At 73.9% G+C, this 25,719-nt stretch carries 19 protein-coding genes and 1 pseudogene; 7 read left to right on the top strand and 13 right to left on the bottom strand.

The window, feature by feature from the left end; genetic code table 11:
* Nucleotides 1–72: 72 nt before the first annotated feature.
* From ABZ719_RS19355 to ABZ719_RS19340, 4 genes are all read right to left on the bottom strand, one after another.
* Complete coding sequence (locus ABZ719_RS19355; protein ID WP_366726393.1) at nucleotides 73–678, bottom strand: ATP/GTP-binding protein; 606 nt, start codon at nucleotides 676–678, stop codon at nucleotides 73–75.
* A gap of 92 nt (nucleotides 679–770) precedes the next feature.
* The gene (locus tag ABZ719_RS19350) at nucleotides 771–1,166 is read right to left on the bottom strand and encodes a DUF742 domain-containing protein (protein ID WP_366726392.1); all 396 of its coding nucleotides are present in this window, start codon (nucleotides 1,164–1,166) and stop codon (nucleotides 771–773) included.
* A gap of 9 nt (nucleotides 1,167–1,175) precedes the next feature.
* Nucleotides 1,176–1,610, bottom strand: coding sequence for a roadblock/LC7 domain-containing protein (locus tag ABZ719_RS19345; protein WP_366726391.1), 435 nt, complete (start codon nucleotides 1,608–1,610; stop codon nucleotides 1,176–1,178).
* Nucleotides 1,607–4,510, bottom strand: a complete 2,904-nt coding sequence (locus ABZ719_RS19340) for a nitrate- and nitrite sensing domain-containing protein (protein WP_366726390.1) — start codon at nucleotides 4,508–4,510, stop codon at nucleotides 1,607–1,609. The genes ABZ719_RS19345 and ABZ719_RS19340 overlap by 4 nt, the downstream gene beginning before the upstream one ends.
* A 416-nt stretch (nucleotides 4,511–4,926) precedes the next feature.
* Here ABZ719_RS19340 and ABZ719_RS19335 point away from each other — a divergent pair, with 416 nt between their 5' ends.
* Nucleotides 4,927–5,505, top strand: a complete 579-nt coding sequence (locus tag ABZ719_RS19335) for a hypothetical protein (protein ID WP_366726389.1) — start codon at nucleotides 4,927–4,929, stop codon at nucleotides 5,503–5,505.
* A 68-nt stretch (nucleotides 5,506–5,573) separates the two neighbouring features.
* Here ABZ719_RS19335 and ABZ719_RS19330 read toward each other — a convergent pair whose 3' ends face one another.
* From ABZ719_RS19330 to ABZ719_RS19305, 6 genes are all read right to left on the bottom strand, one after another.
* Nucleotides 5,574–10,253: a hypothetical protein gene (locus ABZ719_RS19330; protein WP_366726388.1), complete on the bottom strand. Its 4,680-nt coding sequence runs from the start codon at nucleotides 10,251–10,253 to the stop codon at nucleotides 5,574–5,576.
* Between the two features lie 89 nt (nucleotides 10,254–10,342).
* Entirely contained in the window at nucleotides 10,343–11,233 is an 891-nt protein-coding gene (locus ABZ719_RS19325) for a hypothetical protein (RefSeq protein WP_366726387.1), read from the bottom strand.
* A 169-nt stretch (nucleotides 11,234–11,402) separates the two neighbouring features.
* The gene (locus ABZ719_RS19320) at nucleotides 11,403–12,929 is read right to left on the bottom strand and encodes a hypothetical protein (protein ID WP_366726386.1); all 1,527 of its coding nucleotides are present in this window, start codon (nucleotides 12,927–12,929) and stop codon (nucleotides 11,403–11,405) included.
* A gap of 203 nt (nucleotides 12,930–13,132) precedes the next feature.
* Nucleotides 13,133–13,828 carry a GntR family transcriptional regulator gene (locus ABZ719_RS19315; protein WP_037859893.1) on the bottom strand — a complete coding sequence of 232 codons (696 nt, stop codon included), beginning with the start codon at nucleotides 13,826–13,828 and terminating at the stop codon, nucleotides 13,133–13,135.
* Nucleotides 13,829–14,024: 196 nt separating this feature from the next.
* Entirely contained in the window at nucleotides 14,025–15,443 is a 1,419-nt protein-coding gene (locus tag ABZ719_RS19310; protein ID WP_366726385.1) for a HEAT repeat domain-containing protein, read from the bottom strand.
* Between the two features lie 323 nt (nucleotides 15,444–15,766).
* On the bottom strand, nucleotides 15,767–16,159 hold the full coding sequence (locus ABZ719_RS19305; RefSeq protein ID WP_037859898.1) for an ankyrin repeat domain-containing protein: 393 nt from the start codon (nucleotides 16,157–16,159) through the stop codon (nucleotides 15,767–15,769).
* A gap of 380 nt (nucleotides 16,160–16,539) precedes the next feature.
* Here ABZ719_RS19305 and ABZ719_RS19300 point away from each other — a divergent pair, with 380 nt between their 5' ends.
* Both ABZ719_RS19300 and ABZ719_RS19295 read left to right on the top strand, forming a co-directional pair.
* Nucleotides 16,540–16,734: a hypothetical protein gene (locus ABZ719_RS19300; protein ID WP_019983932.1), complete on the top strand. Its 195-nt coding sequence runs from the start codon at nucleotides 16,540–16,542 to the stop codon at nucleotides 16,732–16,734.
* Nucleotides 16,735–16,813: 79 nt separating this feature from the next.
* On the top strand, nucleotides 16,814–18,613 hold the full coding sequence (locus ABZ719_RS19295; protein WP_366726384.1) for a hypothetical protein: 1,800 nt from the start codon (nucleotides 16,814–16,816) through the stop codon (nucleotides 18,611–18,613).
* Nucleotides 18,614–18,743: 130 nt separating this feature from the next.
* On the opposite strand, the gene ABZ719_RS19290 is transcribed toward ABZ719_RS19295, so the two are convergent.
* Nucleotides 18,744–20,243, bottom strand: a complete 1,500-nt coding sequence (locus tag ABZ719_RS19290; protein ID WP_366726383.1) for a PLP-dependent aminotransferase family protein — start codon at nucleotides 20,241–20,243, stop codon at nucleotides 18,744–18,746.
* Between the two features lie 263 nt (nucleotides 20,244–20,506).
* Here ABZ719_RS19290 and ABZ719_RS19285 point away from each other — a divergent pair, with 263 nt between their 5' ends.
* From ABZ719_RS19285 to ABZ719_RS19270, 4 genes and pseudogenes are all read left to right on the top strand, one after another.
* On the top strand, nucleotides 20,507–21,160 hold the full coding sequence (locus tag ABZ719_RS19285; RefSeq protein WP_366726382.1) for a hypothetical protein: 654 nt from the start codon (nucleotides 20,507–20,509) through the stop codon (nucleotides 21,158–21,160).
* The gene (locus tag ABZ719_RS19280) at nucleotides 21,157–21,924 is read left to right on the top strand and encodes a glycerophosphodiester phosphodiesterase (protein ID WP_366726381.1); all 768 of its coding nucleotides are present in this window, start codon (nucleotides 21,157–21,159) and stop codon (nucleotides 21,922–21,924) included. Before ABZ719_RS19285 ends, ABZ719_RS19280 begins: the two co-directional genes overlap by 4 nt.
* A 44-nt stretch (nucleotides 21,925–21,968) precedes the next feature.
* Nucleotides 21,969–22,268 (top strand): annotated as a pseudogene (locus tag ABZ719_RS19275) (hypothetical protein); the annotation flags it as partial.
* A 173-nt stretch (nucleotides 22,269–22,441) separates the two neighbouring features.
* Nucleotides 22,442–22,816, top strand: a complete 375-nt coding sequence (locus ABZ719_RS19270) for an RNA polymerase-binding protein RbpA (protein ID WP_003977404.1) — start codon at nucleotides 22,442–22,444, stop codon at nucleotides 22,814–22,816.
* A gap of 154 nt (nucleotides 22,817–22,970) precedes the next feature.
* Here the strand turns inward: ABZ719_RS19270 and fxsA are convergent, their stop codons facing one another.
* Entirely contained in the window at nucleotides 22,971–23,531 is a 561-nt protein-coding gene (gene fxsA, locus ABZ719_RS19265; protein WP_366726380.1) for an FxsA family membrane protein, read from the bottom strand.
* A gap of 200 nt (nucleotides 23,532–23,731) precedes the next feature.
* Nucleotides 23,732–25,546 (bottom strand): peptide ABC transporter substrate-binding protein, encoded by a 1,815-nt coding sequence (locus ABZ719_RS19260; RefSeq protein WP_366726379.1) that lies wholly within the window; start codon nucleotides 25,544–25,546, stop codon nucleotides 23,732–23,734.
* Nucleotides 25,547–25,719: the final 173 nt, after the last annotated feature.

The raw sequence follows: 25,719 nt of genomic DNA, 5'->3' as shown, positions 1-25,719 counted from the left end.
CGCGCCTCGCCGGGGCCGGGCGGGCACGACCCGGCGGGGCGCGGCCGGGAGGGCGGTCGGTGCCGGGCCCGGTCAGCCGGTGACGGCCCGGCGGTGGGCCGCGCCGTACGCCCTCGCGTGCTGGACCACCCCGACGAGGACCTCCTTGACCGATTCGCGGTCCCGGGCGTCGCACAGCAGCACGGGAACGCCGTCGTCGAGGTCGAGGGCCCGGCGGACGGCCTCGGCCGGGTGGCGGGCGGCCCCCTCGAAGCAGTTGACGCCGACCAGGAAGGGGATCGAGCGCCGTTCGAAGTAGTCGACCGCGGCGAAGCAGTCCTCCAGGCGGCGCGTGTCGGCCAGGACGACCGCGCCGAGAGCGCCCTCCGACAGCTCGTCCCACATGAACCAGAACCGCTCCTGACCGGGTGTCCCGAACAGGTACAGCACCAGGTCCTCACGCAGGGTGATGCGGCCGAAGTCCATGGCGACGGTCGTGGTGTGCTTGCCCTCCACACCGCTCAGGTCGTCGACCGGGCGGCCCGCCTCGGTGAGCAGTTCCTCGGTGCGCAGCGGCCTGATCTCGCTGACCGCGCCGACGAGCGTCGTCTTGCCCACGCCGAAGCCGCCGGCCACCAGGATCTTGAGCGTGAGGGGCTCGACCGGGGGCTTGCCGCGCTGGGTACGCCCGAAGATCATCTTTTCCTTCTCCTGCTGGGTGAGGGCCGGTCAGCGGCGGCGGCCGCGACGGCGGCCGACCGCGGCTTCGCCATGCCGGGTGCTGACGGTGCTCACAGCGCCCGCAGTCCGCTGATCACGTCCCGCAGAACGCTCTCGTCCGGCAGTTCGGCCGGGGGTACCGGGCGGCTCACGTGGACGTACTCCTCGTCCACGAGATCCCCGATGAGGACGCGCACCACGCCGATGGGCAGATCGAGCTCCGCGGCCAGTTCGGCGACCGACTGAGGGGTCTCGCGGCACAGCTCGACGATGTCCACGTGCTCCGGGGAGAGCGAGTGGTCCGCCTCCGGATCGTCCACGTGCGGTTCGGTGACGACCACCGCGATCAGATCGAGCCGATGCTGGGCCGCGTGGCTGGTACGGCCCCGGGTCATGGCGTACGGGCGGACCACCGGTCCGGCCTCGTCGTCGAACCAGTGGCTTGCTGTCTGACCGTCTCCGTTCATGCCATCCCACTACCCGCCGGCGGGCAGGTCGGTGCGGGGTGCGGCGCCCAGGTGCACTCCGACCCGCTTGACCAGCAGCGTCATCTCGTAGGCGACCTGCCCGATGTCGGACTCGGCGTCGGCGAGGACGGCGAGACAGCTGCCGTCACCGGCGGCGGTCACGAACAGGAAGGCGTCGTCCAGTTCGACGACCGTCTGCCGGACGCTGCCCGCCTCGAAGTGCCGGCCCACGCCCTTGGCGAGGCTGTGGAAGCCGGAGGCCACGGCGGCCAGGTGTTCGCCGTCCTCCCGGGTCAGCTCCTTGGACACGCCGGTCGGCAGGCCGTCCCCGGAGAGCACGACGGCCTTGCGGATGGTCGCCACCCGGTCCACGAGGTCGTCGAGGAGCCAGTTCAGCTCCTTCTTGCCGGTGGTGGTGTGGCCGGTCGTCCTCGGTGCGGTCATCGACCGTCCCCCTTAGTCGTTCCTTGTGCTGTGCTGCCGTCGGCGTCGTCGCCCACGGCGTTCTCCTCGCGCCCGCGCCGCCAGCCGCGCTGGAGCGAGGCCATACGGCTGCGTACCTCGTCGGCGTCCCGTTCGTCCGGGTCGTCCCCGGCCCCGGGGCGCCGCCGGGGAGTGCGCTTGAGCTGTGGGGCGAGGCTCGCCTGCCGGACGCGGCGGGGCAGCGCCCCGGCGTCGGCGGCGGGCCCGCCGGGTGCGGGGGCGAGCCCCTCGGGTGCGGTCGCGGGCCCCTCGTGGGCGGACGCCGGTCCCTCGGGGCCGGGCGCGGCACCGGGCCCGCCCGGCCCGCCGGCGCCAGGGGCCTCGGCGGCCGTGGCCGGGTCGTGGGGTGCCGCGGCGGGCTTCCCGGCGGTCGGGGCGCCGGGGGTGTCGCGCGCGGTGACGGGCTTGCGGGTGCGCTGCGGGAGGGCGGCCGGGGGCTGCTCCGCCGGCGTGCCACCGCGCCGGCGGGCCAGCAGCTGCGGCGCGGACTCGGACGCGGGGCGGGCGGCCCGCCCGCCGTCCTGCCGGTCCGCGCCCTCGCGCCGCGACCGCGTTTCGGTGACCGGACGTCCGTGGGAGCTGACCAGCTTGGGCGTCCTGCGCCGGGTGAGCGGGACCGGGCCGTCCGGGTCCTCGTCGCCGCCGGGGCGGTCGGGGGCGCCGCGCGGCCGGGACCCGCCGGGGTGGCGCGGGGCCGCCTCGTTCGTCTGCGGCCGGGACGGCGGGCGCGACCGGAACAGGCCACCGCGTTCGCTGTCCTCCTCGCCGAGGGCGCCGGGGAACTCCTCGAACTCCCCGACGGCGTCCAGGGCGACCGGCGCCTCCAGCTCCACCGGCCCGTCCAGCAGCGAGACCGGCAGGCCGGGAAGCTGTACGGGCGTCTGGGAGAGGGCGTTCCTGCGGCCCTCCTCGCGTTCGGCCTTCGCAGCGGGCCTGTCCAGGCGGAACCCCACTCCGTTGGTGTCGGGGACGTCCTCGGTCAGCAGCGCGTCCGGGATGAAGACCACCGCGGTGGTGCCGCCGTACGGGGACGGCTGGAGCGAGACACGGACGTTCTGCCGCTGGGCCAGCCGGCTGATCACGAACAGGCCGAGCCGGTCGGTGTCCGACAGTTCGAACTCGGGGGTCTCGGCGAGCCGCAGGTTGGCGTCCAGCAGGGTCTCGGCGGCCATGCCCAGGCCGCGGTCGTGGATCTCCAGGGTGAACCCGTTGGCGACCCGTTCGCCGACCACCTGCACCGCGGTGTGCGGCGGCGAGAACACCGTGGCGTTCTCCAGGAGTTCGGCGACGAGGTGGGTCAGGTCGGCGACGGCGGGCCCGGTGAGGGCGACCCGGGGAAGCCTGCGGACCTCGATGCGTTCGTAGTCCTCGACCTCCGCGACCGCGGCGCGCACGACGTCCATCAGCTGGACGGGTCTGCGCCACTGCCGGGACGGAGCCGCACCGGAGAGGATCACCAGTCCCTCGGCGTGCCGGCGCATCCGCGTGGTGAGGTGGTCCAGGCGGAACAGGTCGGCTAGTTCCTCGGTGTCCTCCGTCCGGCGCTCCATGGCGTCGAGGAGGGTGAGCTGCTTGTGCAGCAGGACCTGGCTGCGGCGGGCGAGGTTGACGAACACCTCCGAGACACCGGCGCGGAGTTCGGCCTGTTTCACGGCTGCCTCGACGGCGGCCCGTTGCAGGGTGTTGAGGGCCTGGCCGACCTCGCCGATCTCGTTCTTGTCGTACTCCAGGCGCGGCGCCTCGGTCTCCACGTCGACCTGCTCGCCGGCCGACAGGCGGCGCATCACGCCGGGCAGGCGGACCCCGGACGCCTCGTGGGCCTCCAGGCGGAGCTGCCGGAGGTCGCGCACGAGCCCGCGCCCGATGCGCACGGACAGGAAGAGGGAGACCAGCAGGGCCAGCAGCCCGAGGATGCCGACGACGGCGGCCCGCAGGATGACGTGCAGGGCGACCGGGTCGGTCCGGTCCTGGAAGCGGTCCTCGGCACGGTCCTGGAGGGTGGCGAGGTCCTTGAGCCCGTTGGCGGCGGCGCTGTCCCAGCTCTTCGCGGTGACGCCGCGCGGTGTGCCGGGCGCGGCGGAGACGGCGGCCTGCTCGGCCACCCGCAGCGGAGCGGACGCCGCGTTCACCCAGAAACGCTGGTAGCGGCTGCGTTCGGCGGCGGGCAGCAGCGGCAGGTTCACGTCGTACAGCAGGGACCGCTGGGCCACGAGTGCGGAGACGGCGCGGCTCTCGTCGCGGGTGAGCGTGCCGACGACCAGGGAGGAGCCGAGCAGCGCGTCCTCCCGGGAGAGGAGTTCACGGGCCCGGGAGAGGTTGACGAGGGCGCGGTACTGCTTGTCGAGTTCGACGTCGTCGATGACACGGAGGCCGGCGAGCAGGCCGTAACAGGGGTCGACCAGGCGGTTGTAGAGGTCGAGTGCCTGGGCGCGGCGGACGGTGCCGTCCTCGACGCTGCGGCGCAGGGAGTCGAGCCCGTCCAGGGCGTCCAGTACGGCGGTCAGCCGCCCCTCGCCGCCGGTGCCCAGCGCGTGGCGGACGTCGCCGTCGCTCGCGTTGCGGCGGAGGTTCAGGACGGCCCGGTCGGTGGCGGACCGGCTGCGCCGCAGGGCGGCCAGGGCGTCCGAGGCGCGGGGGTCGGCGAGGTGGACGAGCGTCTGACGGCGCTCCTGCTGCAGGACGCGGACCGTGTCCTCGGTGGGGTAGGCGATCTTCTCCACCACGGAGGACGAGTTGAACAGCCGGCCGGCCTGCCGTCCCGTGATCACGGTGGCGAAGGCCCACACGGCCGTCAGGGACAGCAGCGGCACGAGAAGGAGCGCCACGATCTTCCTGCGGATGGACTTCCCGCGAAAGCGCATGGCCTCCCCCAGCTCGCCCCCCGTCAGGGGGTACACGTGTACGTCAACAAACGGCGCGAGCCTACTACCGACACACAGGTAACTCGAAGGGGCGGCCGGAGGGCGAACGTCCGCACCGGTGCCGGGAGATGGGGAGTTGTCCGGCCATGGCGGGAGATGGCGCCCGCGACACCGCGGCGGCGGACCGGGCCGGAACGGGCCGGGCACGCCGGCCGGTTGGCCGAGAACATGCGTCTGCCGGGAATCTTCACAAGGTGCCGTTCGTCCTCTTCCATGGGGCAGGAAGCGGAATCGGCCACGGGAGCCGCGTCCCGCACCCGGGCGGCGTAAGACAGCGCAAGCCGGGCAGCCAATGGGGAGCCGGTTCTACGGACACCGGGGCGAGCGGCCTGCCGGCGGTGGGGAGTGACGGGTTGATGGACACGACGGGGCGGCGCGAGAGGGCCGTCGGCAGCGGTGCGGCGCGGGTGGCGGGGCGGACCGTACCCGGGGCACGGGATCACGGGGCACGGGATCACGACATTCCGGGGACCGGGAGCGACCGGCCGGGCGCGGGCGGGCGGGCGTACCCGGCGGAAGGGGGCGAAGCGGCCGGACAGCCCGTCTACAAGCCGCTGTGGGTCGAGGAGCCCGCGCGGCGGCGCAGAATGCCGGATCCGGTGCGCGAGGCGGCGGTGCGGGCGGTGCTGATCATCGCCGTGACGCTCATGCAGGCCGTGGTGGCGTTCCTGTGCACCCTGGCCGGGTCCTGGCTGGCCTTCCCCATGGTCCTCAGCAGTGTGGGGAGCACGGTCGTCGCCACCTGGGCGGTGCTCGACGTCTGGGTGACCCGCCAGGTCTGGAACCAGCGCCATGGTGTCGTCTCCGCGCCGAGCAGCACGGCGCGCGCCCTGCGCCGCGAGCGGCGCCGGGCCCGGCGGGAGCAGCGGACGGCGGAGCGCACGCAGGAGCGAATACGCCGGCAGGGCGGCGCGGGGCGGTTGTCGCACCCCTAGGTTCCGCCCTGCGCTCGTGAACCGTCGCGCCCCTGGGTTCCCGCCGTCCGCCCGGCGAACGGCTTCCGTCAGGCCGGGCGGCGGAACATCCGGGTGGCCGTGATCTCGCTGTGCACGGTCTCCCCGGCCGGGGCCGCCTGCTGCGGCAGGCCGGGCCGCAGGTGTTCCTCCACGCTGATGTACTTCAGCCCGGCCCGCAGGTCGGCGTCGTTGCGCAGCCGGATGACCAGCGGGAACTCCGCCAGTGCGGTCGTGTCGAACAGGCCGGTGGTGTAGAGGAGCTGGACGCCGAGCGCGTCGGAGACGGCGCGCTGCAGCTCCAGCAGGTAGGTGGCGTTGGCGCGGCCGATGGGGTTGTCCAGGAACAGGGTGCCCGCGTGGCGGTGCTTGTCCCGGCCCCGGTCGTTGGAGCGCAGGGCCGCCATCGTGCAGTACAGGGCGATGGCGGCGGTGAGCAGCTGGCCGCCCGAGAAGACGTCGCCCATCTGTCCGACGGGCACGCGCTCGGCGCGCAGCACGGCGTCCGGCTTGAGGATCTCCACGGCGACGCCCTTGGGCTGGAGCGCGGCCGCCACCCCGCGCAGCAGCAGGGACATGCCGTCACGGCGCAGGTCGGAGTTCTTCTTCACGGCGGCACGGGTGGCCTCGTCGATGACCTCGCCGAGGCGTTCGGTGAGGGTGGCCTGGTCGGGTTCCTCGAAGCGGATGCGCAGGAACTCCTGCCCGGACCACTCGCCGAGCCCTTCGGGCAGGCGGGACAGGCGCTGGGCGGAGCGGAGGGTGGCGAGCGCGGACTCCACCAGGCCGCGCAGGCGGTCCACGATCGAGTCGCGGTTGCGCTCCAGCTGGGCCAGCTCGTCGGTGAGGACGCGGAGCCGGGGCGCGAAGGCCTCGGCCCACTTGCGGGCGTGCTCGGGCAGGGCGGAGGCGGGCAGTTCGCGGATCTGCTGCCGGGCGGGGGTGCGCACCTGCTCGTAGCGGGTGGAGTTGGCGTGCCGGACGAGGACGTCGCTCGCCTCGCGCACGGCGGACTCGGCGGCGGACAGGTCGGCGGCGCAGCCGCGCAGCGACCGGCGGGCCTCGGCCGCCGCCTGCCGGGCGGCCTCCGGGCTGCCGGGGTACGGCTCGGTCTCCTCCTGCTCCTCCTCACCGCTGTGTTCGCGCAGCAGGTCGCGGAGCATGGCGGCGATCTCGTCGAAGCCGCCCGCCGCGTCCTCGGCGGCGCGGTGGGCGTCCAGCAGCTCGCCGTGGGCTTCGCGTGCCCGGGCCAGCTCCTCGGTGCGCGAGGTGAGTTCGGCGGTGGCGGTGCGCAGCAGGGCCTGAGCGTGCTCGGCGTCGCGCGGGAGCAGTTCGCCGGGCAGTTCGGTGTGGGCCTCGGCGTCCTCGGGGGCGAGCCGTTCGGCCTCGCCGCGCAGCCGGCCGAGCTGCTCGCTCGCGGTGGACATCCGGGTCTCCAGGAGCTGCACCAGCTCTTCGGCGCGGGCCGCTGCGGCCTGCCGGGACGGGCCGTCGGAGCCGTCGGGTGAGGCGAGGAGCTGCTCCGCGCGGGTGCGGACCTTGTTGCTGAGGCGGTCCAGTTCGGCGCGGGCGGCGCTCTCGTCGCTCTCCGCGCGGGCCTGTTCGGCGCGCAGGTCGGCACCCACGCCGACCTTCTCGTAGACCTGGGAGGCCGCCCGGTAGGCCTCGCGGAGGGCGGGCAGGGACGCCTTGGGCTCCTCCCCCTCGGTCTCGGGCACGTCGTCGGGGGCGCCGGCGATCTCGGAGCGCTCGGCGCGCAGCGCGCGGGCGGTGCGGCGGGCGTCGTCGGCGGCGCGCTGGGCGGCGCGCCGGTCCTCGTCGGCGGCCCGGGCGCGCTCCAGGCAGGTCTGGGCGCGGGCCTCCGACTCGGCGGCCTCGTCGGCCAGTTCGCGCAGCCGGGCCTGCCAGCCGGCGCGCTCGCGCAGCCGGAAGGCGAGTCCGGCCAGGGCGTCGGCGGCGCGCCGGGCCTTCTGCGCGCTCTCCTGCCGTTCGTCGCGTGCCTGGGCGGCCTCGGCGGCGGCTTCCTCCGCCTGGGCGCGGGCGGCCCGCGCCTCGGCGAGTTCGGCCTCGGCCTCCTCGGCGAACGCGCGGGTGTCCTGGGCGCTCCGGGCCAGTTCGGCGAGCCGTCCGGCGGGGCAGCCGGTGCGCCAGGAGGCGAGCCGGGCGCTCAGCTCGCGGTCCTTGCCGAGCCGGGCGGCGAGGCGGCGGATCTCCTCGTCGCGTTCGGTCGCCCGCGCGCGCAGCGCCTGCCGTTCCTCGTCGGCGGCGTGCTCGTCGTGCATGGCCGGGTTCGGCGGGACCAGGAAGACGCCGGTGTCCGTGGCGTCCGCGGCCGCGGTGGGGGCGAGCAGGGCCGCCGCGGTGCCGACGGCAACGGCGGAGCGGGGCAGCAGCGCCGCGTCGGCCAGGGCGTCCCGGGCGCGGGCGTGCGTGTCCGGGTCGGTGATGATCACGCCGTCGACGAGTTCGGGCCGGGCGGCCAGTACGCGCGCGTGGTCGGCGGGGTCGACGGCCTGGGCGAGGTAGCGCCAGCCGGGCAGGGCGGGGATGCCGTGCTCGCCGAGGAACTCGACGGTGGCCAGCACGTCGGGACCGGGCGGCAGCAGACCGCCGTCGCCGAGGGCGCCGAGGATCCGGGAGTCGTCGGCCGCGGCCGTGCGCAGGTCGAACAGGTGACGTTCGGCGGAGGAGACCGCGTCGTCCAGGAGCGCGCGCAGTTCGTCGGCGAAGCGGTCCAGGTCTTCCGCGGTCAGGGGTGTGCCGGCGGGGCGGCGCGGGCCGTCGGCGGATGCGCCCGGCGCGGACGCCGGCGTGCGCCCTGGGCCCACCGGGTCCTCCGAGCCCGTGCGCGGGCCCGGCACGCCGGGCCGGCCGGCGGCGGGGGCGGCCGGCAGGCTCAGCAGCTCCGCGAGCCGCTGCTCCCCGGCCAGCGCCTCGGCGGTGCGCCGTTCGGCCTCGTGGGCCCGCTCCGCCGCCGTCGCCGCGTCGGCCGCGCGGGCCGCGGTGAGTTCGGCGCGGGACTCCGCCGAGGCGGTCTCGCGTGCGTGTTCCGCGGCCCGGCGGGAGGCCTCGCGGGCTTCGTCCCAGGCGGCGACGGCCGTCTTCTCGGCGTCGCTGGCGGCCAGGGCGGCGCGGGCGGGGTCGGCGTCGGGGGCGCTGTCGTCGAGCCAGCCGGCGCGGACGGCCTCGGCGGTCTCCTGCTCGACCTCGGCGAGCCGCTGGCGCAGGTGGCCGGCCTCGCTGCGGGCGCGCTGCGCCTCGGTGGCGGCGGCGGTCGCGTCCCGGTGGGCCGTCTCGCCCGCCTCCTGGAGCTGTGCGGAGCGCTCCTCGCCCTCGTTGGCGAGGGCTTCGGCGCTGCTCGCCGCCGCGTGCAGGGCCCGTACGAGGTCCACGGCGGCCCGGGCGCGGGCGGCGAGCGCGGGGGCCGCGTCCCGTTCGGCCTCCTGGATGGCGGCGGCGACGCGGGAGACGCGGTCGGCGGCGGCGCGGTGGCGCAGTACGGACTCGGCGGCCTGCCAGGCGGAGTACAGGGTGCGGGCGTCGGCCAGTTCCCGTTTCTGCGCGGCGGCGGACTTCTCGGCGGCGGCCAGGGCCAGCGACGCGTGCCGGTAGGCGAGTTCGGCGGCAATCAGGGCGCTGCGCTCGCGGGCGCCCTCGGAGTGGGTCACGGCGTAGGCGGCGGCGGTGACGCGCTGGGCGAGGTCGGCGGCCCGTACCCGCTCCCGCGCCGCCCGTGCGGACAGCCGCCGCGCGAGGGTGCGGGTGCGGCGTTCGGCTCCGGCGTGGATGTCGCGCGCGCGGGTGCGGGCCTCGGCGGCCTCGACGATCCGGCCGAGCAGGTCCACCGAGCCGGCGGTGAAGTCCCGTTCGGCGATCAGTTCGGCGCGCCGGCCCAGTTTGCTGCCGAAGCCGCTGACCAGGTCGGCGAGTCCGTCGGTGTCGCGGGTGTCGGTGACGGCGCGCAGCAGCAGATCGGTGAAGTCGGAGTCCTTCTTCACCGCGAAGAGACCGGCGGCCTCGCCCTCGTCGGCGTTCATCTCCCGCTGGTAGCGGAAGAGTTCGGGGTCGAGTCCGAGGTCGCCGAGGTGTTCGATCCACCGGTCGTGGATCTCCTCCCAGTGCACCTCCAGGTGCGGGTAGGCCTTGCCCGCCTCGGTGAGGGCGTCCCGGAAGCCCTTCATGGTGCGGCGCCGGCCCTGCGCGCCGGAGGTGCCCTCGGCGGCCGGGCGCACGGAGGTGGCCTCGGCGACGGGGAGGTTGTCCAGGGTGAGTCCGGGGCCGGGCCGGAAGGAGTACCAGGCCTCGGCGAACTTGCGCGGGTCGTTGGAGACCTGCCGCCCGCGCCACTCGCTGACCTTGCCGACGACGACGCACTCGCCGGTCTGCACGTGCTGCCACTCCAGGGCCACGTGCCCGCAGTCGTCGGCGAGCAGGAACTTGCGCAGCACGCCGGAGCTGGCGCCGCCCAGGGTGTTGCGGTGGCCCGGCAGCATCACGGAGAAGATCAGCTTGAGCAGGACCGACTTGCCGCCGCCGTTCTCCAGGAACAGCACGCCCGCGGGCGCGGGGCGGCGCGGCGGGCCGGCCGGCTCCTCCTCGAAGAACTCCGCCTGGGTGGGCGCGGGGTCGGGCACCGGCTCGCCCACACCCCGGAGGTCGAGCACGGTGTCGGCGTAGCGCGCACCGGCAGGACCGATGGAGTAGAGGCGGACCCGGGACAGCTCGTACATGGCGGACTCTCGTCAGTTTTCTGGCGGTTCGGGGGATGCGGTGCAGGGGTTGGGCGCGGAGGGCCGGCGCGGTCGCTCGGCGCGGACGTTCAGCGCTCGGCGGGGCTGTGGAAGGGCAGTCCGGCGTCGGCCACGAGTTCCAGGTCGTCGGTGTCCTCGGCGGGCAGCAGGCTCGCCGTGCCGTCGGTGACGGGGACGACGCCCAGGTCGAGCAGTTCGGCCATGGCGGCGCCACCCGCCAGGTCGCGCACCTGGAGCTGGTAGCGGGCCGTGGTGCGGTAGGTGCCGCCGCTCTCGTCGCCGGTGCGCTGCAGGAACCCGGAGTCGGTGAGGAACGCCAGGGCCTTGGCGACGATGCCGGTGGTGGAGGCGGCCGGACGGCGGGCGTCCTTGGTGGCGCCGGTCGCGCTGCGCCGGGCCCAGATCCGCCAGGCGGCCTCCAGGCCGGGGGCGTCCGTGGCCGGGTCGGTGTTCTCGCCCTGTTCCTCGGCGCGTTCCTCCAGGCGGCGGCAGGCCTGGCGGACGAAGGCGTCGACGCCGTTGACCGTGACGCGGCCGATGTAGCCGTCGTCCGCCAGGTCCTCGGGGCGCGGGAAGGCGAGGGCGGCCACGGCGAGGTGGGCCAGGCCGTGCAGGAAGCGGTCGCCGGAGTCGGCGGCGGTGCGCCGGGCGTAGTCGCCCATGCGGACGGCGAACACGGAGTCCTCGGCGGCGGTCACCGCCATGCCCGCGCGCGGGGACACCTCCAGGACGACCAGTCCGAGGCCGGCGGCCACGGCGTCGGCGAGGCGGGCGAACGCCGGGTCCTCGCGGTGGCGGCGCAGCAGGTCGGTGTACTCCTGGTCCCGCGCGGGCTGCAGTCTGGGCTGCAGTCCGAAGGCGACGAGCCGGGCCGCGTCGGCGGCGTCGGCGGGGGTGACGGCGCCGGTCGCGGACGGGGCCGGGGTCTCCGCCTCGCTCCACTCGACGTGCTCACTCACTGCTGGGGCTCCTTGTCGCGCTCTCGCTCACTCGTGCTGCTTCCGTCCGGCCCGGGGCTCGTGCGGCTGACGCCCGGCTCGCGTCTCATGCCGCTGACGCCCGGCTCGCGTCTCGCGCCGCCGCTCACTCCCGGCTCAGCGGTCGTGCCGCTCACGCCCGGTCGGCGGCTCATGCCGCTTCCGTCCGGTCCGCCGCCATCCCGGCCGCGTCCAGCAACGCGGTGCCGACGATCAGGTCGGCGCCGCCGAACTCCGGGTCGTCCAGCTCCGTGCCGTCGTCCACGGCGAAGAGCAGCTTCTCCTCGCCCTGCCGGTAGGCGGTGCCGACCGGCGGGCTGGCCGCGTGCACGGCAAGGAGCGCCACCAGGTACGGGAGGTCCGCGTCCGTGCGGCGGGCCTCGGCGAGCAGCCCGGACAGCCGGCGCGGGGCGTCGGCGGGCAGGTCGAGCAGCTCCATGGCGGCCGCCAGCTGCTCCTCGCTGAACCGGCTGTCGTCCGGTGTGGCGATCAGGTCGGGTTCGGGCATCTCGGCGCCCAGGTGCTCCCGCTCCACGGGCGGTGTGAGCAGGATGTCGACGAGGTCGCAGACCCGGACGGAGACGGGGGTGCGCAGCCCGGTGCCGTGGGCGAAGAAGGCGTCGGTGACCCGGATCGCGCTCTCCAGCGGCAGCGGCAGGGTGGGGGCGAGCAGGTGGCCGTAGAGGTCGGTCCCGGAGGTGGTGGTGGGGGTGGCGAAGGCCTGCCGGTCCTGTTCGGCGCGGAAGAGGGGGCCGGCCTCCAGCAGCCGGGACTGGAGCTGGGTGTGCCGGCGGATGCAGTCCTTGACGATGTCGACCAGCTCGGCGGCGCGCCGCTTGTGCTCGGGTTCCTCGGTCTCGTCGCGGGCCTTGCGGATGTTGGTCAGGATCGCGTTCTCGTGCCGGTAACGGTCGGCGACGTGGTCCAGTGCCTCGGCGATCATGTCGGGTACGGCGCTGAGCCAGTCCACCGCGCGGACGTTGCGCCGGGTGGCGTCCAGCGCCCTGCGCAGGGTCTCCGAGTACTGCACGGTCCGGTAGCGGGCCTGCTCGGCGGCGAGCTGCGCGTCGGCGAGCCGGCCGCGGCTGATGAGCACCTCCAGCTTGACCTCGGCGGCGATCTGGGCGCTGGTGACGTCGGTGTCCAGGGCGCCCACGAGGACGTTGACCGCCTCGTCGGTGGTGCGCAGGTAGACGCTGCCGCCGGGGCCGGGCACCTCCTCGATCAGCTTGAAGTCGTAGTCGCGGCGCACATACGTGCCGTCGGGCGCGAACGTGCCGTACACCGCGCGGAAGCCGCGGTCGGCACTGCCCACGTTGATCAGGTTCTCCAGGACCCAGCGGGCGACGCGCTCGTGCTCGGCGGCGGTACGCCGGGGGGCCTGGGCGGCGACGCGCGGGACGAGCCGGGCCACGATCTGGTCGTGGTCGGCGCCGGTGTCGAAGTCCATGTTGAGCGTGACCAGGTCGATGGCGGCGAGCGCGACCTCCGCCATGCCGTACACCGAATACTCGCCGGCGAGGTTCGCCTTGCGCGCGTCCAGGTCGTGCAGCGGGGCGGTGCACGCGAGCGCGCGCAGCCGCCGCGCCAGTCCCTCGTCGGCGGCCGGGCCCGGCGCGGGGCGCGGCCCCGCGCTGAACTGGGGCGGAACGCTGTCCGTCGATGCAGGCGAAGTCACGGTGCACAGACTAGGTCCTCGGTCCGACAACGACCCAAACGGCGCAGACGCACCCCCGCGCCGGGGCCGGGCGGCCGCTCGTCGGTGTCGGGACCGGAGGCCCGCTCCCCGTCGGCGGACCGGGGCGCGCGTCCCGGTCCGCCGTCGGTGCACGGGACCGTGCCCGTGCAAGCCGCCGCCGTGGAGCCGGTGCGGTCGGGCCGCTACACGCCCTCGCCGACCCGCCGCCGGTACACCTCGACCACCTTCTCCAGCGAGTCGTCGAGGTAGACGGCGAGCTGCTTCTCCGCCTGGTGCCGGTCGCCGCTGCGGAGGATCCGCAGGAGTTCCTGGTTGCGGGTGAGGTAGGGCTCGTGCAGCCGCCGCGGGTCGTCCACGACGTGGAAGGCCAGGCGCAGTTCGGCGAAGACACTGCGCATCAGCTCGTCGGTGCGCTCGCTGCCGGCGAGCGCCACCAGTTCCCGGTGGAAGTGGATGTTGGCGGTGCCCAGCGTCTTCCAGTCGGCTTCGAGCGCGGCCCGCCGGCCCTCCTCGACGGCCGCGGCAACACCGTCGAGCGCGTACGGCGGCTCCCCCAGGCCGCGTACGACGGCGCATTCGACGAGGCGGCGGGTGCGGTAGATGTCCTCGACGTCCTCGACGGCCAGGACGCGCACGAAGACGCCGCGGTTCAGTTCGTGGACGAGCAGCCGCTCGTGCGTGAGCAGCCGGAACGCCTCGCGCAGGGTGTTGCGGGAGACGCCGAGCGCGCCGCCGATGCTGTCCTCCGACAGCCGGGTGCCAGGCGGGAAGTAGCCCTCGGCGATCCGGCTTCTGAGGATGTCCGAGACGCGCTCGGCGGTGCTGGTGCGCCCCAGCAGGACGCGGTCGTCTGCCAGCGACGTCAACTGCTCTGCCATGCCCGGAATTCAACCGCAGACAAGAGGACAAGACAATAGAGGTATCGCGGGATCGTTCAACGATCCTCGGCCTTCCTCCCCGCCTCGCACGGCTCGGTGGACGAGCGGGTCGGCGGGGCCCCGGGCAGGCAGCGTCATCCACAGCGCGCGGGCCGGCGGCACGGCCGGGACGGGCGGCGCAGGGCCGCCCCGTCGCTCACCCCGTGGAGATGTCGGGCTCGATCCGGCTGCGCACGGCCGTCTGCACCTCGTCCTCCTCGGCCGGGTCGGCGGCGAGCCGGCGCAGTTGCTCCACGACGCGCTGGTCGGCGGTCTCGGCGTGCCGGGCGGCCACTTCGCGGGTGCTCTCCTCGCAGTCCCACAGGCATTCGACGGCGAACCCGGCGGGGAAGGAGGGGTCGGTCGCGGCCAGGGCGCGGGCGGCGCGACCGCGCAGATGGGAGGAGGCGGTCTCGCGGTAGATGTGCCGCAGCACGGGTGCGGCACAGGCGATGCCCAGTCGTCCGGCGCCGTCCACGAGGGTCCACAGGGTGGGCGCGTCGGGGCCTTCACCCCGGACCGTCTCCCGGAGGGCGGACAGGACCAGGTCGCGGTCGCCGGCCCCGCCGCGGCAGGCGAGCATGCGTCCGGCGGCGGCGCCCAGCGGATCGGGGCGGCCGGCCCAGGCCCGCGCCCGGTCGACGGCGGCGACGCTGCGCATGCGTTCGAAGGCGTCGACGGCCGCCTCGACCACGGCGGCCGAGCCGTCGGAGACGGCCGACTCGATCAAATCCAGCGTGTGCGGGTCGTTGCCGTCGGCGAGGTAGCGCAGAGCGGTGCACCGGGCGCCGTCGGTGCCCTGGCGGGCGGCCGTCAGGATCTCCGGACGGTCCTCGGGCCCCGCCACGGCGGCCAGACAGCGGGCGGCCGGGACATGGAGGGCCGCGCCGCGTTCGATGCCCTGCTGGGCCCACTCGAACACGGCCCGCACGCTCCAGCCCGGCCGGGGCCCGGCCGGGCGCATCTGCCGCTGCCAGCGGTCGAAGCAGCCCGTCTCGTGCGCGGCGCGCACCCGGGAGGCGATCGACGGCCGCGGATCCTCGGCCCACAGCCGCCAGGGCCGGGGCTCGAAGGCGTCGCGGACGGTGGCGGCCAGCTCGGCCGCGCCCTCGGCGTCGGTGGCGAAGCGGGCGAGGACGGGCGCGGCCAGGGCGCGCAGGCCGGCGTCGTCGTCGCGCAGCGCCAGCTCGTCCAGGGCCCAGCTCCAGTTGGCGCCGGTGGCGGCGTACCGGCGCAGCAGGGCGAGCGCGTCGCGGCGTCCGTAGGAGGCCAGGTGCCCGAGGACGGCGAGGGCGAGTCCGGTGCGGGACTCGTCGGTGTCGACGGCGTCCTCGGGGTCGAAGAGGTGAGCCTCGATCGCGTCCAGCTCGGCGTGCAGGTCGAGCAGGAGGCGGGCGTAGTAAAGGGAGCGGTTCTCCACCTGCCAGTCGTGGCGGGGGTCGTGCAGCACACAGTGGTTCAGTGCCGCGAGCGCCTCGGCGCGGGGGGCGGTGAGCGCGTGCAGAGTGCCGTCGCCGCGGCCCCGCTGGAGCAGGCCGAGCAGCGTGCCGCTGGGCGCTATGACCGGATCGAACATGGGAAACAGCCTCACATCAAGCGTCGACGCAACCGGGGAACGCGCACTACCTGGCCGCGTGACAACACGTCGGGGCGCCCGCCGTCTCTTGCTTGCTGTAGACCATCTTCCTCTGCCTCTCGTCGGTGGCCCATGCGGACCGCATCACGGCCCGCGCGGTGCGGCAACACCTGCCCAGCCATCGCGTCCGTGAATCACGACGTCATGATGACCCGGCGCCTGCGCTGCCGCGACCGAAATTTCCGGCGGCCCCGTACCGCCTCCCCCGTATTCCGTGTCATGACTGGTCAACGGGCCGTCTCAGATGCTCACGGCCCGTGCGTTCACTGCTCGCCGAACAGGCGCAGCAGCTCCGTACGGCCGAACATCCTGGCCGTGTCCAGGGCCGAGGGCGTGCCCGCGGTGGGGTCGGCGCCGCCCTCGAGGAGCGCTTCGATCACCTGCTGCTCGCCCTTGAAAACCGCTCCCGCGAGGGGTGTCTGGCCGCGGTCGTTGACGCGGTCGGCCTGGGCGCCGCGGGCCAGCAGGGCGCGGACCGCGTCGGCGTGGCCGTGGTAGGCGGCGAGCATCACGAGGGAGTCGCCACGGTCGTTGGTGAGGTCGGCGGGCACGCCCGCGTCGACGTACGCCACGAGCGCCTCGGTCCGCCCCTGCCGGGCCAGATCGAAGATCTTGGTCGCCAGCTCCACGACCTCGGGGTCGGGGGCATCACTCATCGGCCGGACCGCCTCTCACTGCTCACTGCGACTTCGGGGACTGTGGGTACTGCTGGAGCCCGCGCAGGCACCGCCGGAAACCGCGCGGCTCTGCCGGGGACTGCGGGGAGCAAGCGTACGGCCGTGAGCGTGGGTCGGCCGTACGGGTGAATCGCCAGGGTACTGGCTCGGCCGGGGCGGAACCCGACGCACCGGAGGTGAAGATCAGCACGGACCGGGCCGTATGCGACAGGGCCGCCGGGCCGCCGTCGCCGCGGACCCCGTCCCCGGAGAGCGTTACGTGGCATTTCACCCAGTTGCACCTTTTGTCATACAGATACATGCTGTGATCCTGGAAGGACTCAGGGTGACCGTCCCCCTTCGACACCAGGAGATCTCACATGATCCTCTCCATCTCAGGCGTCGTCCTGTTCGGCGTCATCGGCTTCATCTTCTTCCGCAAGGACGGACTGAAGCCCTCCCACGCGTGCGTGTCGACTCTGTTCGGCTTCTATCTCGCGAGCACCGCGATCGCGCCGAGCATCAGAGCCGGCGGCGAGAGCCTGGCCAGCCTGCTCGGCGGCATGAGGTTCTGACGTCCCCCTCCCCGAGGACTCCGACAAGCTCCGTCCAGGGGGCGCCCCCGCCGCCCCTGAGCACTCCCAGGAGGCAGCAGTGGCCCGGCGCCCCCTCCCCCGCATCCTGAGCACAGGCGGCGCTCAGCTGGCCCGGAGCCGGGAGCTGGCCCGGACCGCGGCCGACAGCGCCACGGACGTCCTGCACCCGCTCATCACCATCGCCCGCGGTCTGCGCCGGCTCGCCGCCGCCGGCCGGCGCAGATGGGCCCAGACCCCCAAGGACCGGCGGGGACCGCTGCTGTTCCTGGTGGCCTCGGTGATCCTGGTGGTGGCGCTGGTGCCCTACGGTCCGCTGCTGGCCGCCGTGGTGGTGACGGGGGCGGCCGCCTGGCACGGCCGGGACCGCACCCCGCCCGAGCCCGTGGACAGCGACGAGCCGCGCAACCAGCGCCTGAACGCGCTCTACGAGGCCCTGGTCCCGTACTTCTCCGCCGCCGAGGACCCCTCTCCGCTGTACGCGCACGGCGGCGAGTGGGAGAAGGCCTTCCCCTCCTACGCCTTCGACGACTCCGGGCGCGTCTGCCATCTGCTGATCCGCTACCCGGCGTACTTCACCGACGGCGAGCCGGAGGCCCGCGCGCGGATCGAGCACCTGCTGACCGCCAAGGCCGGCCGCGGCCGGGAGTACCTCTTCGTCTGGGACGAGGAGGGCAACGAACTCGCCCTCACCGCACTGGCCCCGCTGCCCACCGGCATCGCCGCCCAGCGGTTCGTCACCGCACCGGGCGAGACGGTGCTCGGCTTCACCGACCCGAGCGAGGTCCAGCGCACCCTGCCGCTCACCTACGGCGAGGAGCAGCACGACGTGCCGCCGGTCGTCTGGCGCACCGGACTGCGCTCCACCGAGCCCCACCTGCTCGCCCTGGGGCAGCCGGGCAGCGGCACCTCCACCCTGCTGCGCTCGCTCGCCCTCCAGGCGCTCCAGCACGGTGACGTCGTGATCGTCGACGGCGGCGGCACCGGCGAGTACGCCTGCCTGACCGGCCGGGACGGTGTCCTCGCGGTCGAGTGCGGGCTGGCCGGGGTGCGCACGAGCCTTGAGTGGGCGGCCACCGAGACCGAGCGCCGGCTCATCGCCGTCAACCGGGCACGCCAGGTGGGCCACCCGCCGCCGGAGGACACCAGGCGTCCGCTGTGGCTGCTGCTCGACCGGCCGACCGCGTTCACGCACCTGGCCGCCGCGGACGGCCGCGAGGACCCGCAGGCGCTGCTCCAGGTGCCGTTGCGGCACGGCCGGGCGGTCAACGTCACCGTCGTGGTCGCCGAGCAGTTCGACTGCGCGGAGGCGCTGAGCGACGCCCTGCGGCAGCACACCCGCGCGCGCGTGGTGCTCGGGCCCGCCACGGCGGAGCAGGTGAAGGCCGTGCTCGGCGCCCCGCCGCACACCACGCCGCTTCCCGTCGTCCCGCCGGGCCGCGGGTACGCGCGGCTGGGCACGGGGCCGGTGCACCGGCTCCAGGTGCCGGCCACCCCCGATCCCTATGACGACTCCACGAACGACGTGCTGCGCCGGGCGGTGCAGGAACTGCTGCCGCCGAAGACGACACCGGCGGACGGTGAGACGGTCCCGGACCCGGCACCGGCCGGGAAGACGGCGGTGAACGTGACGAAGTCCGCGATGGCGGCGGATGGGGAGGACGTCCTGGGGGCGGAGGAGGTTCTGGGGACGGACGAGGTCCTGGGGACGGACGAGCCTTTGGAGGCGGACGGGCCCTTGAGGACGGTGAAGTCCTCGAAGACGGTCTCCTCGAAGGCGGCGGAGCCCCTGGAACCCTTGGAGGCCGTGGAGGCCGTGGAGGCCGCCGTGACGGAGGCGGCCGTGGCCGAACCGTCCTGACCGGCGGCCGTACCTCCCCGGCGGCGGGAGACGGGGGCCGTGGCCGCCCCCGCTCCAGGGCGCCCGCCGCCGGGGAGGTACGGCGGACCGCGCCGGAGTCGCCCTCGTCGGGGCCGCCCGCCTCCCGTGGCTACGCCACGAACGTCCTGGGCGACTCGCCGCCCCCCGTCGCGCCCGACTCCACCATCCGGGCCGCGGCCGCCAGGCGCGTCGCCGCTTCGTCCGCCACCGCTCCGGTCACGGTGAACGGCAGCCGGACGTACCCCTCGAAGGCGCCGTCGACCCCGAAGCGGGGCCCCGAGGGCACCCGGACGCCGACCCGCTCCCCCGCCTCGGCCAGGCGGGATCCCGACAGGCCGCCGGTGCGCACCCACAGGGTGAGGCCGCCCCGGGGCACCTCGAACTCCCAGTCGGGCAGTTCCCGGCGGACCGCCGCGACCAGCGCGTCGCGGTTGTCGCGGGCCTGGCCCCGGCGGACCTCGACGGCCCGCTCCCAGCCGCCGGTGCTGAACAGCCAGTTGACGGCCAGCTGTTCCAGCACGGGGGTGCCCAGGTCGGCGTAGGCGCGGGCCGCGACCAGGCTGCGGATCACGTCGGGGGCCGCCCGCACCCAGCCGATCCGCATCCCCGCCCAGAAGGCCTTGCTGGCGGATCCCACGGTGATCACGGTGGAGCCCGCCGGGTCGAAGCCGCACACCCGCCGGGGCATCTCCACGTCCGGGTCCAGGTGCAGCTCGCTCATCGTCTCGTCGACCACGAGCACCGTCCCGGCGGACCGGGCCGCCTCCACCAGACGGCGGCGCTGGTCCTCGTCCGCGAGGGCTCCGGTCGGATTGTGGAAGTCGGCGACGACGTAGGCGATCCGGGGGGCCGCCTCCCGCAGGACCTGGCGCCAGCGGTCCACGTCCCAGCCGGTGAGCCCCTCGGCCATCGCGACGGGCACCAGGCGGGCCCCCGCCTCGCGCATCAGCTGGAGGATGTTGGCGTAGGACGGCGACTCCACGGCGATGCGCTCGCCCCGGCCGCCGAAGAGGTGGCAGATGGCGTCGATGGCGCCCATGGCACCCGTGGTCACCATGATCTGCTCCGGCATGGTCGGGATGCCCCTGGCGGTGTACCGGTCGGCGATCATCGAGCGCAGCGCGGGCAGGCCCGCCGGGTAGTCCCCGTGCGTGTGGGCGTAGGGCGGCAACTCGTCCAGCGCGCCCTGGACCGCGCGGGTGAGCCACGGCTCCGGGGCCGGCAGGGCGGCGGTGCCCAGGTCGATCATCGAACCCAGGGCCTCCGGCGGCAGGGGTTCGAGCCCTCGCGCGGGCAGCGGGTTGCCGGCCGGGACCGCGGTCCAGCTGCCCGCTCCGCGCCGCGACTCCAGGAAGCCCTCGGTGCGCAGCGCCTCGTAGGCGGCGGCGACGGTGGTGCGGCTGACGGACAGGGCGAGGGCCAGTTCGCGTTCGGCGGGCAGCCGCGCGGCCACCGGGACCCTGCCCTCCAGGACCAGCAGCCGGACCCCGTCGGCGAGCGCACGGTAGGCGGGCGGGCGGCGGGAACCGGGGCCCGCCGAGCGCCCCTGCTGGGAGGTGAGCAGCCGGGCGAGCTGCGTGGCACCCACTGCCGAGGTCCACTGCGCCATGATGATCAGTCCACCTTCCCCGAATTGGCCATGGAGAGGACGCTTCCCCACGCCACAGAGTGGCACGGGTCAGGCCACTTCCACCATCCGGGTCTCCACGTGGCCGCCACCGGCCCGACCCACCACCGTGGCCACGGCCGGTCCGCGCCCGGAGCCACCGGACGGTCCGCCACGCGCGCGACCGCTGCACGACCGGCCCGCACCATGGCCACCACCGGCCCGCCACCGTGGCCACCACCCGGCCCACCACCAGGGGGAGCACCTTGTCCATACCGGACCGCCTCGGGCGGCGACTCGTCCAGCTGTACGCCGGCCTCGCGCTGTACGGCGCCAGTTCCGCGCTCCTCGTCGAGGCCGGACTCGGGCTGGAGCCCTGGGGCGTCCTGCACCAGGGCCTGGCCGAACGGTCCGGTCTGACGATCGGTGTCGTGTCGATCATCGTGGGAGCGGTGGTGCTACTGCTGTGGATCCCGCTGCGCCAGCGGCCGGGCCTAGGCACCGTCTCCAACGTCTTCGTGGTCGGACTCGCCATGGACGGCACCCTCGCCCTGGTCCCCGACGCCCGCGCTCTCGCGGTGCGGATCCCGGTGCTGGTGGCGGGCATCCTGCTCAACGGCGCGGCGACCGGCCTGTACATCTGCGCCCGATTCGGCCCCGGCCCCCGGGACGGGCTGATGACGGGGCTGCACCGGCGTACCGGCCGCTCGATCCGCCTGATGCGCACGGCCGTCGAGGTGGCGGTGGTGGTCACCGGCTTCCTCCTCGGCGGCACCATCGGTGTGGGCACCCTGCTCTACGCCGTCTCGATCGGGCCGCTGGCCCAGCTCTTCCTGCGGGTGTTCGCCGTGTCCGGAACCGCGGGCGGCACTCCGGCCGTGTCCGGCGGTACACCCGAAGGGGCGATACTGCGTCCGTGACCACGCTCGTACGCCACCCCTATCTCGATCACCCGGGGCCCCTCGCCTTCGCGCACCGCGGCGGCGCCGCCGACGGGCTGGAGAACACGGCGGCCCAGTTCCGCAGGGCGGTCGAACTCGGCTACCGGTACATCGAGACCGATGTGCACGCCACGGCCGACGGACGCCTGGTCGCCTTCCACGACGCGACGCTCGACCGTGTGACCGACGGCGCGGGACGCATCGCCGACCTGCCGTGGGCCGAGGTGCGCCGCGCGCGGGTGGCCGGCCGCGAACCGGTGCCGCTCTTCGAAGAGCTGCTCGCGGCGTTTCCCGGGGTGCGGTGGAACGTCGACGTCAAGGCGGAGCCCGCCCTGCTGCCCCTGCTGGACGTGCTCGACCGGGCCGACGCCTGGGGGCGGGTGTGCGTCGGGTCGTTCTCCGAGGCACGCGTCGCGCGGGCGCAGCGCCTGGCGGGGCCGCGCCTGGCGACGTCGTACGGCACGCGCGGGGTGCTGGGGTTGCGGCTGCGCTCCTGGGGCGTGCCGGCCGTGCTGCGCCGGTCCGCCGTGGCCGTGCAGGTGCCGGTGGCGCAGTCGGGTGTCCCGGTGGTCGACCGCCTGTTCCTCCGCGCGGCCCATGCGCGGGGGCTGCACGTGCACGTGTGGACCGTCAACGAGCCCGGGGAGATGCACCGGCTCCTGGACCTCGGTGTCGATGGCATCATGACCGACCACATCGACACGCTGCGCAAGGTCATGGAGGAGCGGGACGTGTGGGCCTGAGCCCGGCCGCGACCGCCCGCGAGGTCCGTGCGGCGTCGGCGGGGCTGTGGTGGGGCCTGTTCACCTACCAGCTGACCGGGAGCTACCGGGACGCGAGCGTCTCCCTGGTGGCGTTCTTCGTGATCGGGTTCGCGCTGCTCGCGCGGGTCCCGGTGGCGCGGGCGATCCACGGCGCGGGCAACGCGGCGCCCGGCCGGATCCAGGTCCGGCCGGACCTGGCCGAGAGCGCCGGATTTAGCGCTGGAGGCGAAAGGGCTGTAGTGTACGCGTTTGGCCTGCCAGGCGTACCGTTACTGCGCGTCAAAGATGCCGAAACGCTGGGTGACATCTCCTTTCAGATGTGACAAACCGGGCGCCGGTGGGTACTGCACTGGTTGACAAGGCTGCGGCTACGACGGCGACACATGACCCGGAACGGGACATCGGAACGGGAATCTTTACCGCCGACCGGACGTTGACCGGATGACGACGACAGCGACACCTGTCCTGTGGGCGACAAGCCCGGGAGGCACGATTCATGAGTGAGCGAGCTCTTCGCGGCACGCGCCTCGTGGTGACCAGCTACGAGACGGACCGCGGCATCGACCTGGCCCCGCGCCAGGCCGTGGAGTACGCATGCGAGAAGGGGCACCGCTTCGAGATGCCCTTCTCGGTCGAGGCGGAGATCCCGCCGGAGTGGGAGTGCAAGGTCTGCGGGGCCCAGGCACTCCTGGTGGACGGCGACGGCCCGGAGGAGAAGAAGGCCAAGCCTGCGCGCACGCACTGGGACATGCTGATGGAGCGGCGCACCCGTGAGGAACTCGAAGAGGTCCTCGAGGAGCGTCTCGCCGTACTGCGGTCCGGGGCGATGAACATCGCCGTTCATCCCCGGGACAGCCGCAAGAGCGCGTAGTCCCCGCGGGGCTCGGGCCGGTCACCAGCGCACCTCAACAGGAAACGGGCGCCGTACGTGGATTCACGTGCGGCGCCCGTTTCGTGTGTCCGCGGCCGGTGCTCGCCCCTGCGCGGTGCCCGACGCCCGCGGCCCCCAGCTCCGGGCGTCGGGCTCACCGGGTCAGCGGCGGGTGCTGTGCGCGCGGGGCGTCGCCCGGCTCGTCGTCCCTGATCACCTCGCCCGCGACGACCTTGCCGTCGGGGCGGTGCATGCGGGCCTGCTGGAAGGCGTCCCCCAGGGTGCCCGGGGCGGCCGCGCGCAGCCTGCGGTCGACCGTGCGCTGCGCGAACCGGCCGACGGCCCGCTGAACCGGCGGGACCAGCAGGAGCAGACCCACCGCGTCGGAGATCATGCCGGGGATCATCAGGAGCAGACCGCCGAGCATCATCAGGCCGTTGCCGCCGCGCCGGTCGGAGGGGGTGGCACCGCGCTGGAAGGCCTCGTTGAGGTTCTGGAAGGCGCGGCGGCCCGCCCGCTTGATCACCACCGCGCCGAGCACGAGAGCGGCGACCAGCAGCAGGAACACGGTGAAGCCTCCGGCCGCGCCGGCCACCAGCGTCAGCAGCCAGATCTCCAGTACCAGCCACACGGCGACGGCCGCCGGCAGAAACCTGCGCAGCCGCGAGCGCCGGGGGCTGGTGGAGTACGGAGAGGTCGGAGCGCCTGTCGTCATACTCCCAGTGTGCCTGGGTGCGGCTCAGGTCGGGATAAGAGCTGCGAACAAAAGGGGAGTCCGATCAGCTCGCGGCGTCCGGTGCGTGCGATCGCAAGGCGCCGGAAGGTCCTTGTAGCGGAGCTACCAGGGCCTTTCGGCAACGCCGCGAGCGTGCGTGCCGGGCGTCGCGAGCCGGGCGCCTCTTTTGTTCGCAGCTCTTACTTGTTCCACTTCCACATGGCGGGGTGGAAGTTGGCGAGGGAGTCCTGGGCGAAGCCGCCGAGGCCGTTCCTGACCACGGAGATCTGGTAGTCGGGCTCGGGCAGCCAGACCACGGGGAGGTCCTTGGCGAGTGCGGCGCTGTACTTCTGCACCGCCTCGTTCGAGGACGAGGTGGTGGTCGCGGTGATCAGCTTGTCGACGTCGGCGTTGGAGTAGCTGCCGAAGTTGGAGCCGCCGCCGGTGGCGAAGAGCGAGTCACCGCTCGGGTAGGCGGGGAAGTACCAGCTGCCCGCGGTGCCGAAGAAGGACAGCTGCCACTTGCAGCCCGAGTCGCCGGCGGTGCACTGCCCGGCCTGCGACAGCACGGAGTTGACCGGGGCGGTCTTGATGCCGAACTTGATGCCGGTCTTGGCGAACGAGGACTGCAGCGCGCTCATCATGTTGTCGGTCACGGTCGAGCCGGACTGGGACAGCACCTGCATCTCGAACTTGGTGCCCTTGTCGACGCCCGCGCCGCACTGGTCGCCGCCGGTGCCGGGCCTGGTGCACACCATGGTGCCGCCCTGCTCGGTCCAGCCGTGGTCGGTGAGCAGCTTCCTGGCCTTGGCGGTGTCGAACGGGTACGGGTTGTTCTTCTGCTCGGCGGAGACGAAGGACGACTCCTGGCCCTGCGGGATCGGGCCGTAGGTGGGGACGGCGCTGCCGTTGAAGACCACCTTGGCCAGGGTGGTCTGGTCCACCGACATCTGGATCGCCTGGCGGGCGTACAGCTGCTTGAACACCGGGCCCATGGCAGGGTTGTTGAAGTTGTACGGCATGTAGGTGATCGCCCAGCCGCTCCACGGCTTGACCGAGTAGCCCCTGGCCTTGAAGGACGCCTCCTGGCCCAGGTCCGTGGCGTTGATGTAGCCGTAGTCCACGGTGCCCGCGCGCAGCGCGTTCTCCTCGGCGTCCGTGGTGGTGAACGGCAGCAGGTTGACGTTCTTGATGTTGGCCTTGCCGCCGCCGTCGTACTTCGCGTTGGCGGTCAGCTGGACCTTGCCCGCGGTCGAGAACGACTTGATGGTGTACGGGCCACTGACCGTCTTCCACAGCGGGTCGGTCGCGTAACCGGAGATCTTCTTGGCCGCGTTGTTGAGGTACGTCCAGACCTGCTTGGCCCCGGCAGGGGTGCGGTCCAGGTCGGAGACGGTGCCGGAGTCGCCGGTCTTGTCCCAGACGTGCTGCGGCATGGTGCGGATCATGCTCAGCTCGTTGGCGAGCATCCACTCCTGGTTGTACGCCTTGTCGAAGGTGAGGGTGAAGTGCGTGGCGTCGATCGTCTTGAACGAGGTCCAGTTGTCCGGTGCCTTGCCCGGGCTGTAGCTGGCCCAGTCCGCCTTGTTCGCCTTGACGAGGTTGAACCAGAATTCCACGTCACGGGAAGTGATCGGCTTGCCGTCGCTCCAGTGGCGGTTGCCGAGGGTGATCGTCACGCTCTTGCTGTCCGCGGCGAACCGGGCGTCGGTGGCCAGCGAGTTGGCCTTGTTCCAGCCGACCTTTCCGGTGGAGCCGTCGTACGCGATCAGCGGCTCCCACACGGCCTGGGATATGGAGGAGTTGTTCGTGTTCAGATGTGCGGCGGTGCCGACCGGGAGGATCCAGTTCGGTGTGAAGTTCGCGGGGAGGGCGTAGTTGACGGTGTCCGACGACGACGGACCGGAGGACGAGGTACCGCCTCCGGAACAGCCCGTGACCAGCGCGCCGGTGATGACGGCGGCACCCGCGACGAGGGCCCAGCGGCGGCCGGCCGCCGTGTGAGCAAGGAACATGACTCTCCTCAGAGTGAAAGGACCCGCAAACGTCCCGGGAGGACCCGGACCGGCGCCGCGGGATCGGCGCTGTGCATGGCGACAGTCAACGACGGACGCGCCGAACAAACAAACAAGAATTAGTAACAAGTAAGTTACTCCGATCTCGATGAAAGTCCCTTCCACCCACTCCG

Source organism: Streptomyces sp. NPDC006743 (assembly GCF_040703815.1).
In the GTDB taxonomy this organism is placed as follows: domain Bacteria; phylum Actinomycetota; class Actinomycetes; order Streptomycetales; family Streptomycetaceae; genus Streptomyces.
The sequence above is the reverse complement of the archived record's forward strand: the minus strand, read 5'-3'. Positions and strand labels throughout refer to the sequence as shown.

Excerpts from the sequence above, each read along its gene's own strand:
- ABZ719_RS19300 (WP_019983932.1), top strand. The coding sequence starts at position 16,540 with ATGATCCTCTCCATCTCAGGCGTCGTCCTGTTCGGCGTCATCGGCTTC.
- ABZ719_RS19315 (WP_037859893.1), bottom strand. The coding sequence starts at position 13,828 with ATGGCAGAGCAGTTGACGTCGCTGGCAGACGACCGCGTCCTGCTGGGG.
- fxsA (WP_366726380.1), bottom strand. The coding sequence starts at position 23,531 with ATGACGACAGGCGCTCCGACCTCTCCGTACTCCACCAGCCCCCGGCGC.
- ABZ719_RS19310 (WP_366726385.1), bottom strand. The coding sequence starts at position 15,443 with ATGTTCGATCCGGTCATAGCGCCCAGCGGCACGCTGCTCGGCCTGCTC.
- ABZ719_RS19330 (WP_366726388.1), bottom strand. The coding sequence starts at position 10,253 with ATGTACGAGCTGTCCCGGGTCCGCCTCTACTCCATCGGTCCTGCCGGT.
- ABZ719_RS19335 (WP_366726389.1), top strand. The coding sequence starts at position 4,927 with ATGGACACGACGGGGCGGCGCGAGAGGGCCGTCGGCAGCGGTGCGGCG.
- ABZ719_RS19340 (WP_366726390.1), bottom strand. The coding sequence starts at position 4,510 with ATGCGCTTTCGCGGGAAGTCCATCCGCAGGAAGATCGTGGCGCTCCTT.
- ABZ719_RS19305 (WP_037859898.1), bottom strand. The coding sequence starts at position 16,159 with ATGAGTGATGCCCCCGACCCCGAGGTCGTGGAGCTGGCGACCAAGATC.
- ABZ719_RS19350 (WP_366726392.1), bottom strand. The coding sequence starts at position 1,166 with ATGAACGGAGACGGTCAGACAGCAAGCCACTGGTTCGACGACGAGGCC.
- ABZ719_RS19345 (WP_366726391.1), bottom strand. The coding sequence starts at position 1,610 with ATGACCGCACCGAGGACGACCGGCCACACCACCACCGGCAAGAAGGAG.
- ABZ719_RS19260 (WP_366726379.1), bottom strand. The coding sequence starts at position 25,546 with ATGTTCCTTGCTCACACGGCGGCCGGCCGCCGCTGGGCCCTCGTCGCG.
- ABZ719_RS19355 (WP_366726393.1), bottom strand. The coding sequence starts at position 678 with ATGATCTTCGGGCGTACCCAGCGCGGCAAGCCCCCGGTCGAGCCCCTC.
- ABZ719_RS19270 (WP_003977404.1), top strand. The coding sequence starts at position 22,442 with ATGAGTGAGCGAGCTCTTCGCGGCACGCGCCTCGTGGTGACCAGCTAC.
- ABZ719_RS19290 (WP_366726383.1), bottom strand. The coding sequence starts at position 20,243 with ATGGCGCAGTGGACCTCGGCAGTGGGTGCCACGCAGCTCGCCCGGCTG.